11 protein-coding genes are annotated in these 12,656 nt (G+C 43.5%); 7 read left to right on the forward strand and 4 right to left on the reverse strand.

The annotated features are described in order from the left end of the window. The 5 genes from KCG35_RS16305 to putP form a co-directional block, all read left to right on the forward strand. The coding region (locus KCG35_RS16305) for a GAF domain-containing protein (protein ID WP_373687360.1) at nucleotides 1-252 on the forward strand (252 nt) is incomplete at its 5' end. Nucleotides 253-317: 65 nt separating this feature from the next. After that, the gene (locus tag KCG35_RS16310) at nucleotides 318-590 is read left to right on the forward strand and encodes a PilZ domain-containing protein (protein WP_215820860.1); all 273 of its coding nucleotides are present in this window, start codon (nucleotides 318-320) and stop codon (nucleotides 588-590) included. A 138-nt stretch (nucleotides 591-728) separates the two neighbouring features. Next, nucleotides 729-1,562, forward strand: a complete 834-nt coding sequence (locus KCG35_RS16315) for an AraC family transcriptional regulator (protein ID WP_215820861.1) — start codon at nucleotides 729-731, stop codon at nucleotides 1,560-1,562. A gap of 425 nt (nucleotides 1,563-1,987) precedes the next feature. After that, a complete protein-coding gene (gene putA / locus KCG35_RS16320; RefSeq protein WP_215820862.1) occupies nucleotides 1,988-5,161 on the forward strand; it encodes a bifunctional proline dehydrogenase/L-glutamate gamma-semialdehyde dehydrogenase PutA in 3,174 nt (1,057 codons plus the stop codon). A 316-nt stretch (nucleotides 5,162-5,477) separates the two neighbouring features. Beyond that, a complete protein-coding gene (putP, locus tag KCG35_RS16325) occupies nucleotides 5,478-6,968 on the forward strand; it encodes a sodium/proline symporter PutP (protein WP_215820863.1) in 1,491 nt (496 codons plus the stop codon). A gap of 103 nt (nucleotides 6,969-7,071) precedes the next feature. On the opposite strand, the gene KCG35_RS16330 is transcribed toward putP, so the two are convergent. The 3 genes from KCG35_RS16330 to KCG35_RS16340 form a co-directional block, all read right to left on the reverse strand. Further along, a complete protein-coding gene (locus tag KCG35_RS16330; RefSeq protein WP_215820864.1) occupies nucleotides 7,072-7,209 on the reverse strand; it encodes a hypothetical protein in 138 nt (45 codons plus the stop codon). A gap of 110 nt (nucleotides 7,210-7,319) precedes the next feature. Beyond that, the gene (locus KCG35_RS16335) at nucleotides 7,320-7,931 is read right to left on the reverse strand and encodes a TetR/AcrR family transcriptional regulator (protein ID WP_215820865.1); all 612 of its coding nucleotides are present in this window, start codon (nucleotides 7,929-7,931) and stop codon (nucleotides 7,320-7,322) included. A gap of 130 nt (nucleotides 7,932-8,061) precedes the next feature. Beyond that, nucleotides 8,062-8,604, reverse strand: coding sequence for a hypothetical protein (locus KCG35_RS16340; protein ID WP_215820866.1), 543 nt, complete (start codon nucleotides 8,602-8,604; stop codon nucleotides 8,062-8,064). A 327-nt stretch (nucleotides 8,605-8,931) separates the two neighbouring features. Here KCG35_RS16340 and KCG35_RS16345 point away from each other — a divergent pair, with 327 nt between their 5' ends. Together KCG35_RS16345 and KCG35_RS16350 are read left to right on the forward strand one after the other, a co-directional pair. Further along, nucleotides 8,932-11,883 carry a DUF748 domain-containing protein gene (locus KCG35_RS16345; RefSeq protein WP_215820867.1) on the forward strand — a complete coding sequence of 984 codons (2,952 nt, stop codon included), beginning with the start codon at nucleotides 8,932-8,934 and terminating at the stop codon, nucleotides 11,881-11,883. A 66-nt stretch (nucleotides 11,884-11,949) separates the two neighbouring features. Continuing rightward, nucleotides 11,950-12,183 (forward strand): recombinase-like helix-turn-helix domain-containing protein, encoded by a 234-nt coding sequence (locus tag KCG35_RS16350; protein ID WP_215820868.1) that lies wholly within the window; start codon nucleotides 11,950-11,952, stop codon nucleotides 12,181-12,183. On the opposite strand, the gene KCG35_RS16355 is transcribed toward KCG35_RS16350, so the two are convergent. Further along, on the reverse strand, nucleotides 12,164-12,580 hold the full coding sequence (locus KCG35_RS16355; RefSeq protein ID WP_215820869.1) for a hypothetical protein: 417 nt from the start codon (nucleotides 12,578-12,580) through the stop codon (nucleotides 12,164-12,166). The genes KCG35_RS16350 and KCG35_RS16355 overlap by 20 nt on opposite strands. Nucleotides 12,581-12,656 lie beyond the last annotated feature (76 nt).

Consider the following 12,656-nt stretch of genomic DNA (forward strand, 5'->3'; position numbering starts at 1 on the left):
GTTGGGCAGGGGGTGTGTGGTACTGCAGTGATAGAAGCGGTCACCCAAATTGTTACAGATGTTCATCAGTTTCCTGGACATATTGCTTGTGACAGTGCTTCACTGAGTGAGTTGGTAATACCCTTATTTGATAAGCAAGGAAACTGTCGAGGGGTGTTAGATATTGATAGCCCAAGCTTAGCTCGTTTTGATCAACAGGATGCTACAGGTTTGTTACCCATTGCCAATTTGCTTATAAATAAGTGGCGCTAAAACTGGAGATATAGCAGTGCTTGTGCTTAGCTTTGGAGTAGTTGTATTTGGGTCTCCTTAAATCTATGACGGAAAAACGGCGTACTGACCGAACAAAAGTAACGTTTGTCGTTGAAGTGACCGTGCCAGAGGGTGATTCTAAGCGCTTAAAAACCCAAGATATTTCCGATGGTGGTGTGTTTCTTCTTGCAGACGACTTTTTCCCTGAAGTGGGAACATTCGTAGACATTCAGGTCGTCGGCTTACCTGGTGGTGATGCCCCTCGTTTACAAATGGAAGTTGTTCGTCATACGGACAATGGCTTTGGACTGCGTATGATAAATAAAGATGGTGACTAACCCCTAATTTGTCCTGCAGATGTGGATTACTATAACTTGCTGTAATCCATACATTGCATTGTATTGTGCTGCAAGCTATCCTCGCCCAGAATAAACATACAAGAAAAACAGTCCTCATTTTGCCTGGGGTGTAGCGCAATGCATGCAGTCGAAGTTATGAGCTTGCCGCAGCAAAGTAAGCGGCATCAGCACTCTTTTCATCAGCTTGTCGTTGGCCTTGAAGGCACTACAGAGTTTGAAATTGCAGGTAAGGGAAATTGGGTAGATTCGGAGAATGGTTGCCTGGTTCCCTCAAACTGTCCTCATTACTTTTGTGGCTGTGGTGAAAACCGTATATGGGTTGTCAATATACCGCTTGAGTTCACGTCAGCTATTGTTGCACCTGAAATGGTTGAGAGCTTGTTTAATCAGCCAGGTTATTTTGAGCTTGATCCAGAGTTACGCCAATTCATTCATGTTGCAGTACGTGAAATACAACGTTCTCCATATAACACAGCATTGGCACAGCACTTAGCTGTTAGCTTTATGTTAGCTGTTGGTGAAAGGATTCAGTCTATTGCTGAAGTTAAAGCATGCGTTGGTCCCTGGGCTAAATACAACCATACTATGCTAGCAGGCACTTCAAACGATAAACCATGTGATGCACCGCTCGATTTTTGCCGGCTTGAACGTTATGTAGAGCGTCATTTACATCAAAAAATTGCAATTACTCAACTCGCAGGACAAGCTTGCTTGAGTCCCAGCCACTTTCATGCAGTATTTAAGGCTCAGTCAGGGCTAACACCTCACCAATATGTTACTCAATTGCGTATTAAACGTGCGCAAGAGTTACTCCTTTCAACGTCCTTGTCATTAATTGAAATTGCTCAGCAAACAGGGTTTTCCAGCCAGAGTGCTCTGACTCATGCCTTAAAGCAGAAAACAGGGCAGACGCCAGGGCAGCTTCGTAAGCACGGTCGCCTTATAAGTTAGTTGTTCATTGAAAGGTAAGGGTATACGTGTGCCTTGTGCCTTTAGTTTGTTTGTTGCTTTGATGGTGTGATGCAAAGCAAGAAAACGCTGTTTTAAAAAATGCATTGCTTTAGATCAGAGTTTTTTACAAAAAAATCATAGTTTTTTGTAAGACCTGTAATCTTCTAGACGTTACATTTGGGTTAATAACAAGAGCTATATCCTTTGCTGTGGGTATAACACTTATAACAATCGCTTAAAATTTTGGAGCCTTGACTCATAACAATTAACAATTCGGGTCAAGGGTTGATAACAAAGCATTTTTGTACAGCCTAGCACGTCAAATATCGCCAATTAGGGTAACAGCATTTAAGGCCTTCCTTTTAGGTTTGGGATGAGTTTGCCTATTGCCCGATGGTTTGTGACCAGGCTGTCGGGGAGGGTGTATGTTTTCGGTCAAACAGGTTTTTGATCCAGCCTTTATTCAGCAGCAACCACAAACAATATGGCCATTTATTAGCCAAAATTATGCGGTTGATGAAACGGGTTATGTGCAGCAGCTTATTGCTATAGCTGAGCCTGATGCCCAGCAACTTCAAAAAATCACAGAAAAAGCCACCCAATTAATTGAGCAGGTTCGGGCTCAAGACGATGCTATTCATATGATTGATGCCCTCTTGCTTGAGTACAGCTTGGATACGCAAGAGGGTATTTTGCTGATGTGTTTAGCAGAGGCCCTGATGCGGATTCCTGATGCAGATACAGCTGATGCATTGATAAAAGATAAGTTAAGCGTGGCGGACTGGAAAGGACACTTAAAGAAAAGTGACTCTGTTTTGGTCAACATGTCTACTTGGGGACTACTGCTGACAGGTAAGGTCATTACACAAGATAGCCAGATTGATGGTGCGCCCACTAATGTCATTAATAGGCTGGTCAATCGTTTGGGGGAGCCAGTGGTGCGTCAGGCTATGCATCAAGCCATGAAAATCATGGGTAAGCACTTTGTGCTGGGGCGCACCATTAAAGAAGCGTTGAAGAACGGCTATAAGCCTCGAGACAAAGGCTTCACTTACTCCTTTGATATGTTGGGTGAAGCGGCACTGACTCAAGCTGATGCAAAGAAGTACTATGATGATTATGCTCAGGCGATAACCGCTGTAGGAAAAGATAACTATAAAAGCGAAGGTACTACACCACGTCCTTCTATTTCGATTAAGTTATCTGCATTGCACCCGCGTTATGAACCAACTCAGTCTCAACGGGTATTAACTGAGTTGTTTGAGACAGTTCGATCGCTCATTAAACTGGCTCGTGAACATGATGTTGCGATTACGATTGATGCTGAAGAAGCTGATCGTTTAGAACTGTCTCTACAACTTTTTGAGAAGCTTTATCGGGACCCAGTAAACCAAGGTTGGGGTAAGTTGGGCTTAGTGGTACAGGCTTATTCAAAGCGGGCTTTGCCTGTTCTTGCCTGGCTGGCATCGTTGGCAGCACAACAGCGTGATTGTATCCCTGTTCGCTTGGTAAAAGGGGCATACTGGGATAGTGAAATAAAGCATTGCCAACAGTTAGGGTTGGTGGGATATCCAGTTTTTACCCGTAAAGACGCGACTGATATTTCCTATTTAGTTTGTGCCCGCTTTTTGTTGGAAGGCCACTTAAGAGGACTTATTTATCCTCAGTTTGCCAGCCATAATGCGCATACTGTGGCCAGTGTGCTAAGCATGGCAACCCACAAAGAGTTTGAGTTTCAGCGGTTACATGGAATGGGGGATGCACTTTATAACACTGTCATTACCAACTATAAGCAAAATGTAAGAATTTATGCGCCTGTTGGAGCGCATAAAGATTTATTGCCGTACTTGGTTCGTCGCCTGTTAGAAAATGGCGCTAACTCATCTTTTGTGCATCGCTTGGTTGATGCAAGGACCCCTGTTTCTGAGCTGGTTAAACACCCTGTGGCTCAAATTCAGCAGTATGCTTGTGTAGCGAATAACCGTATTCCCTTGCCTTCACACCTCTATGGTAGCCAACGTTTGAACTCCAAAGGCTTCAATATTGCTATTCAGTCTGAGTCGCAATGGTTGGCCGAACAACGACAGGCTTTTATGCATCACCAGTGGCAAGCGGGCCCAATTGTCAATGGTCAATCGCTGCTTGATGGGAGTTTGGAATCGGTTATCAGTCCCTATAACCCTGAGGATCAGGTGGGCAACATTGTTTGGGCTACGGATGAGCATGTCGCCAAGGCTATGCAATCGGCTTATGACGGTTGGGCTGTTTGGAATGCGACGCCAGTATCTGAGCGAGCGGCTTGCTTTCAGCGTGTTGCCGATTTACTGGAAGCGAATATAGCTGAGTTAATTGCTCTTTGTCATCGTGAAGCGGGTAAGACTATCCAGGATGGTATTGATGAGATACGCGAGGCGGTCGACTTTTGTCGTTACTATGCATTGCAAGGACTGCAAATGTTTGGGACTGAGCAAGTGATGCCTGGCCCAACAGGGGAAAGTAATCATTTGTACTGGCAAGGTCGGGGGATTTTTGTCTGTATTAGTCCATGGAACTTCCCGTTGGCCATTTTTATGGGACAGGTTGTTGCCGCCTTAGTATCAGGCAATACCGTTATCGCTAAGCCTGCAGAACAAACCAGTTTAATAGCGCATCGTGCTGTTGAGTTGCTACTAGAAGCAGGTATACCCGCCAATGTTATTCAGTTTTTGCCTGGTGATGGGGCTACTGTTGGTGCCAAGCTTGTTGCTGATGAGCGTATTGGGGGGGTGGTGTTTACGGGGTCAACCCAAACGGCTCAGGCAATTAATCAGCAACTGGCTGCACGTAAGGGAGCAATTATCCCTTTAATTGCAGAAACGGGCGGCCAGAATGCAATGATTGTGGATAGTACTGCATTGCCTGAGCAGGTTGTGCGAGATGTTGTGCAATCAGCTTTTGCTTCAGCTGGGCAGCGGTGTTCTGCATTACGCGTACTATTTGTGCAGCAGGATGTGGCACCCCGTATTTTGGAGTTGCTTGCAGGCGCAATGGCTGAGTTAAAAGTGGGAGACCCCAGTGCTTTATCAACGGATGTGGGCCCTGTGATAGACAGTGATGCTAAGCAGTTGCTAGTTAGTCATATTAATCAAATGCAGCAAGAGGCAGAACTCATTGCTGAAGGCGCCGTACCTTCTTCGCAGAAAGGCTATTTTATTGCTCCCACTGCGTTCAAAATTGATTCTATGGCGCAGTTGCAGCAGGAAAACTTTGGTCCGATTCTTCACGTTGTAACTTATGCAGCTCAGGCGCTTGATCAGCTGATAGATCAGATCAACCTAGCAGGTTATGGATTGACATTGGGTATTCATACCCGAAATGAAGCAACGGCTGAGTATATTGATCAACGGGTACGCATTGGTAATGTGTATATCAATCGTAACCAAATTGGTGCCGTCGTGGGCGTACAACCATTTGGTGGACAGGGATTGTCGGGCACAGGACCTAAGGCTGGTGGCCCTCATTATCTTTATCGGTTTGCTACAGAACGCACTCGTACGGTTAATACCACTGCAGTGGGTGGCAATGCGACACTATTGTCACTGGGTACTGAGAGCGTGTAGCCTTTAGGCGTGAGTCAGTGTAGACTCGCGCCTTTTCTTTTTTAGGTGTAGCTAATCTAGTTATGGCTGCAAGTTTCGAATGTAGATGTTTTAAGTAACACTGCATTCAATCATCCCCTTATTACAGCTTGATCGCTGTAATAAGGGTGATTACATAAAAATAGTGAGCAAGGAGCTAATTTATACACATTGGTGAGGAGGGTAACTCGCTTTCTCTGTGTATTTTAAGTTGGCAGTGCTCTGGATTTGCTGGGATGCTTTTTGGAGAATAACAATAACGTGTCGGAAGACACTACCAGTAGTGGGGTTTAACTTGATGTCAGACGCAGTAAATAACGTAATTATTACCTCAACGTTTTTAGTGTACCTCGTGGGTATGTTGCTGATCGGTTGGTGGGCTTACCGGCGGACAGCGGATTCCTCAGATTACTTTTTGGGAGGGCGTTCTTTAGGTCCATGGCCTGCTGCATTAAGTGCTGGGGCCTCAGATATGAGTGGTTGGTTGTTACTTGGGTTACCTGGTTATGCATTTGTTTCAGGTATGGAATCGGCCTGGTTAGCAATTGGTTTATTGGTGGGTACGTGGCTTAACTGGTTGATTGTTGCTCAACGGCTACGTACATACAGTATTGTCGCTAATAACTCGCTAACCTTACCTGAATTTTTTTCAAACCGATTTGCCGATCGATCTAACTTACTACAAGTGATTTGTGCCATCTTCATTTTGCTCTTTTTCTTGTTTTATACCAGTTCTGGACTAGTGGCTGGTGGCAAGCTATTCAATCAGGTTTTTGGGGTTGACTATACGTGGGCTGTATTGATAGGCATGGTCTGCGTTGTTTCATACACCTTATTTGGTGGGTTTTTAGCAGTATCCTGGACTGATCTGGTGCAAGGTCTTTTGATGGCTGCAGCGTTGCTTATTGTGCCGATCATTGCTATTCAAACCAATGGTGGGTTTGATGCAACGCTTGTGGCTGTTAAGACGAAAAATCCAGAGATGCTGACATTGTTTAATGATGTAAAAGGTGATCCCCTTTCATTAATTGCAATACTTAGTCTGCTTGGGTGGGGGTTAGGCTATTTTGGTCAGCCGCATATCTTGGCTCGTTTTAAGGCCGCTCGTGCCAATAAAGAGATTCCAACCGCAAGAAGGATCGCTGTCAGCTGGACAGCATTAAGCCTCTTGGGTGCCGCATTAGTGGGGTTTGCTGGAATAGGCATGGAGCAAACAATCGGTGACTCAGAAACAATTTTTATGGTCATGGTGAATGCGCTATTTCACCCTGTTATTGCTGGAATTTTATTAGCGGCTATCTTGGCTGCCATTATGAGCACCGCTGATTCACAATTACTGGTATGTTCTTCAGCAGTAGCAGAAGATTTTTATAAAGCGATTGTCAAAAAAGATGCAAGCCCAAAACAAGTGATGATTATTGGTCGGGTAGCCGTATTAAGTATTGCGGTCATCGCGACATTACTTGCATTGAATGAAAACAGCAAAGTGCTTGATTTAGTGTCATATGCTTGGGCTGGTTTTGGGGCTGCATTTGGCCCAGCACTGGTACTTTCCCTCTATTGGAAACGGATGAATTTACCTGGTGCGCTGGCAGGGATTATCGTGGGTGGTCTAACAGTCGTTGTGTGGAAACAGTTTGAAGGTGGGTGGTTTGATTTATATGAAATTATTCCAGGCATTATGCTTTCACTGGTCTCAATTATAGGCGTTTCGCTGATGACTGATGAACCTGCAGAAGAAATAAACCAACAGTTTGAGGAAATGAAAAAAAGTTTGGAAACACTTTAAGTTAGCTTATAAGTGTTATTCCTCTTACTAAATAAGGCGGCAGTTGCCGCCTTATTTTTTATTTATGCCCTTCAAGAATCATTTTTATAAAGGGGTTAGTCGTCTATTCTGCCATACCTTTAAACCATACATAAAAGGGCCAGAGTAGTGCACCAATAACAATAACACACAGTAAAACATCGCCGATTTGATGCTCAATCTCGTCTAGCTTTTCCAGCCATTTATATTTTTTATTAACCATGTGTTTGCTAGCAAGCTGGGGAATTAAATAAGCACACAAGGAGCAAAACAAAGCCGTACTTTTAGGATAGGCCCATAATGTAAACGTTGCTTAAGGAGTTTGTGAGTGTATTAAGTGGGGGGCGTTAAAATTCCCTGCATAAGTGTATTGGCAATTGCTTTTATGAGTTGTTCATTATCTTCAACGCGACTTTGGTCAATAAGCTCGTCAATGAGCAAAGATGCTAAGCCATGCACCGTAGACCAGGCACTCAAGGCTAATAACTCTGTTGCTGCAGCACGAAACACGCCTTGGCTAATACCAGCTTCAATTATTTGCAGGATCGCATCGTAGGACTGTTCTGTGGTTCGGTCTAATCCAGGAAAGCATCTGTCATGGAAGTGAGCGCTGCCAAACATTAGGCGGTAATGTTCTGGATGAGTAAGTGCAAACTTAACATAGCTGGCACCTGCTTGCTCCATAGCAGAGACTGGGTCATGTTGTGCAGTTTGCGTTGCGGGTTGAAGAGCCTGAGCTAATAAATTGAAACCTTCAGCAGCAAGCTCAGCCAACAGCGCATCTTTATCTGCAAAGTGGCGATAGGGAGCGGTTTGCGAAACACCCAAGTCCCGTGCTAAAGCGCGAAGACTGATTTTGTCAGCACCATATTGTCGAACGTGGTCAAGTGCTACTGAAAGTAAAGCTGCTTTTAGGTTACCGTGGTGATAAGTAGGCTTTTGCATGTGTCGCGACAACCTTAGGTTTTCTTTTTTCTAAAGTACGACACATGTTGACACTGAGTACATTGAATGTCTAGTGTTGGTCAGTTGTGTTTCAAAAATCCAGTATTAACTAGGTGATAACTGTGTCCTTTTAAATATGGCTTGTGGGTTGGGGGTGTGCCAGAGGGTTGGTAAACACTGAATCCATTCCCACGTAATTTGCTTCAGGGTGGTATCTGTTCATGGTGGCACGTACTTTAGGTTCTTCGTGACGTCGTGCATCAACCATAATCAAATATTTGCCATTGTCCAAAGCATCATGAAATTGGCTAATCTTATAGTTTTCATGAGACAACCCTGCTAGGCCTCCAACCCAGGTACCAAACATAGTGAATAGAACAATAACGATCAAAAATGTCATCCAGTGAACATCAGTACCTGTTGGGTTGAGCTGTAACGTAGCATATCCGGCGATGGAACCGAGTAAAAAACCAATCAGTGCACCCTGTTCACCTCGGTGAATGAGGTCGCAACGTTGTAAGGGGGTTGCTGCATGAAGCTGGTGATTATATAGGCCTGCATCATCCTGGCTAAGGACATGAAAACGCCAGTCAGTGATGCCTTCTTCATGTAAATCTTCTGAGATGCGCTCAACTTCGTCAATTTCATCAGCTAAATAATAAAGTCGTTTCATGATATAGCTGCCCTTTGTTAATGATTCTCCCTTAAATATAAGTATTAGCCTCGTTAATATCAGGTCTTAGATCATTTTTACATCAACACTAAATTGAATAATGCTGTATGTTTTACTTGTTGGCTAGAGGGGGGAGGGCACAGCATCCGTTATTCTTTTGAAAACGATGGAAACGGATTAAACACCTATTGTGCTCAACCAGTTGTACAATAGTTCAACAATTGTCTTTGTTTTTGCTACTGAGTAGGCATGATTGGTCTGGTTATTTTCCCAGGGTTGCATGTTAATATGTTCAACCTTTTGTTTTGAATTTCTAGAGCGATGGTTATGGTTGAAAACACCGAGCAAAAAAAAGATCGTCCTTTTTTTCGTCGCGGACGTCGCTGTTTACTCATTTTGGGTGGGATATATGGGAGCTATGCTGCCATTGTCGGCTTGGTAATACCGTATTTTGCGTCTGATTTAATGAGTTGGTTGCTTGCTGATAAGCCTGACTATCAAGTAAAGCTAAACAAGCTGGCTATTAACCCCTTTACTTTACAAGTTTCAGCTCACGATGTGTCATTGATTTATCAACCTAATGCTAAGGTTAAGCCTGTGAAGCAGGCAGGTTTTGAAACGCTGGACTTTAATTTTGATATATGGCCTTTAGTACTGGGGCAAATTAACATGCCATCGTTTAGCGTACAGCAGCCGTATGCTCTAGTTGATATTAATGCCTCAGGCCAGCTTAACTGGTTGAGACTAGCCCCAGAAAACACATCATCACAAGAAGAAAAGCGGTCAACATCAGTTAATAAAAATACTGGTGAAAATACGACAGCATTGCCCAATGTTCTTATTGACACAATTACGCTAACAAACGGCAAAGTGGTTTTTCGCGATCAGCGTTTAAAGCAAGGTAAGGATATTATTATTGATGATATTGGGTTATCTGTAACCAATGTGAGTACCCAAACAGGTCAATCTACAGCATTATCACTTTCCTCAAAGTTGAACTCTGGTGGTCAGGTAACTGTTTCTGGAGAGGCTGATATTGCTGAGCAGCATGTTAAGTTTCAGTCTCAAGGTAAGGCTATTTCAATAGGCTTTGTTCAACCTTGGCTGTCATCGTTGGGATCTAACCTTAACATTAACAAAGGTAAACTTAATTGGGATGCCAATATAAACTGGAACCCTCAAACTGGGCTAACAACGAAAGTTAAAAAGGTTGCTGTTCAAGATATTGCTGTAGCAACGACGGCTGCGTGGTCTGCTTCTTTGTCTGAGGCGGTTGTGCAAGATCTGGAGCTGGTTTTGAGTAAGCAGCGATTGTCGATCCCCAATATTCAGCTAACCGGTCCTGCCTTACGCTTGACATTAGGGCAAGATGGTCAGCCTAAAGACCTACCCTTTTTTCCTGCTTCTTCCGAGACGCCTGCTGAAACTGTACCTTGGCAGTGGCAAGTTTCGGATATTCAACTCGTAAATGGCAGTCTGCATCTCCAAAATCAACAACTTACACCTGCTGTTGATCATGAAGTCCGTTTGACAAGTGTTGCTATTAAGGGCGTATCCAGTGACTTTAGCAAACCCATCAGTGTTTCTATCAATAGTCAGGTCATGCCTTCAGGTGATGTTTCTGCTACGGGGGAGCTAAACCTGAAGTCAGGGGTTACCAATTTACAGCTAAGTGTTGGCAAGTTAGGGCTTACTTCTGCTTCTCCCTATATCAAGGCTAAGCGTCTGAAGGTTAATCGAGGTGAGTTGGGCAGTGAATTACGCATCTCAGGAAATCTACAGCAACCAGATGCTTGGAAGGTGCAAGGTACGCTGGTTGTCTCAGATCTACAGCTTGTAAACTTAAAGAACCAGCCTTTACTTTCTTGGCAGTCTTTGCAGGGAGATCAGCTCAATTTTTCAATGCAGCCGTTGGGGTTAACTATAAATGAGTTAGCATTAACTAACCCATTTATTGATATGCAAATTAATCGTCAACGTAAATTGAATTTTTTACAGTTGGCATCAGGTGATCAGCAAGAGCCTGCAAATGACAAGAATAAGAACGCTGCAGTAAAGAAGACAGATTTTGCTTTTTCTCTACAGCGCTTGACTATCACTAATGGCAAGATGCACTTTAGTGATGAGTCTTTGGTTCGAAAGTTTGTTAGTGATGTAGAAAAGCTTTCAGGACATATTGGGCCAATAGATACCAAACAGGCGAAACTTGCGAAAATTGATTTAAGTGGGCAGGTAGAAAAACAGTCACCAGTGAGCATTTCAGGTGAGTTTTTTCCGCTCAATTTTAATCAGCAAGCCAATTTGAAAATGCACTTTGAGCGTTTACCACTTCGTAGTCTTACGCCATATTCTGGACAGTTTGTGGGGTACGCTATTAAGTCAGGGAGTTTGCAGGCTGATTTGCATTACCGGGTAAAGAAGAGCCAGTTAGTGGCGAATAATCGTTTTGTTATCAAGCAGTTAACGTTAGGAGAAAAAGTTAAAAGTCCTGAAGCCGTTGATGTACCACTGAAGCTAGGTATTGCACTATTAAAAGACAGTCGAGGTAATATTGACCTTGATTTGCCTGTGAAAGGTAATTTGTCAGAGCCAGACATCAGTTATGGTGGATTGATTCTGAAAGCACTTTTTAGCAATATTACTAAGGTGGTGACTTCTCCGTTTACCGCACTTGCCGGGTTGTTACCAGAAGGTTCAGAAGATATTCAACAACTGAGCTTTAAGCCTGGGAGCTATGAAATATCATCAGAGTTTCAAGATCATTTACATCAGTTGGTTAAAGCTTTACAAGAGCGCCCTAAGTTGCAATTAACGATTACTGGACAGGCTCATGAGCTGCTAGATAGTAAAGCAATCGCTTACCAGTTGCTTGAGCAACAGCTTCAACAGGTTTATCTCAAGCAGAATCCAAAACTGGCTAAAACATTAGGGAAAGAAGCATTTGAGTTAACCACATTACAGCGGCAGAAAGCGCTTACTGAATTATATGAAATGTGGCTGGATCAAAGGCGAATTAAGCCGCTTACAAAGCAGGTCATACAGGACTCGACCCAGTTGGCTGAGCAGCTTGTAGTCAAAATACCTGTGCCACCCATTACTATTCGTGCACTGGCTGAGCGGCGTGCACAAGCTATAGCAGACTTTCTTGTCGATCAATATGGTTTAGCGAAGGAGCGAGTTGCGTTGCTGGAGGTCAACACCCTATTAAAGCCAGATAAGGATAATACCATTCCTACGCTACTGGGATTGCAAGTCCTTGGTGAAAAGCAAGGCAACTGATGTGCATGAGTGGTCGTGAACGTATCGGTGATGATATTTGTCTCATCAAAACACAAGGAACTATTCATGAAAGATCTGAAAGTGGAAGTTAAGAAACGTTCAGCAGAGTCTAACTCGCAAGAGAATGAATTGGATGAGCAGCGAAAGCATGCGATCCAACGCCTGCTTAAGAAACATCATAACGTCAAACAGGTATGCCAGAAGCTAAATGAGCAAGCCGTTAATTCTCCTGATGGTCAACCTTGGCATTATGAGATGTTGGTAGCAGAGTGTCAGCGTCTCAAGATTGCTCTTCACTAGTCGAGTCATTTGACAATGGGTAGGGGTTTTTTTTGAGTAGCTCTGAAAAGGCTTGCTGCTTTTCGCTTGTTGAAAGTGTTTGCTGTTGACTTTGTGATGTATCAGGAACTAGAGGGTTTAAATCCCATGTCTCGTTACTGATAGGTGCTACTTGTGCTTGATCTGGTGTGCTTTGTTGATTAGGTTCTGGGTGAACTGAATCTGATGTTGTAGCAAGGTGCAGCCAGCTATCAATCACATCAAGTGCTTCAATTAAGCCTGCTATTTCAGCGCTATCCTCTGTTAATGCCTGTAGCTTTTTCAAAATGTTTTCGCGGATTTTTACCACCTTGGCAGGTGTCAATTGAGCTTGGTTTGCGTTTAACCATTGTTGTGCAGATAAGCCATTTGTTGCCATAACAGGTACAAGTTACTTCGTGAAAAATAGACCTGCAGTGTAGCACTAACCTTTAATACAAGTGAATGTGCAGATT

The sequence above is a fragment of the Zooshikella harenae genome, assembly GCF_018837975.1.
Taxonomy (GTDB): Bacteria; Pseudomonadota; Gammaproteobacteria; order Pseudomonadales; family Zooshikellaceae; genus Zooshikella; species Zooshikella harenae.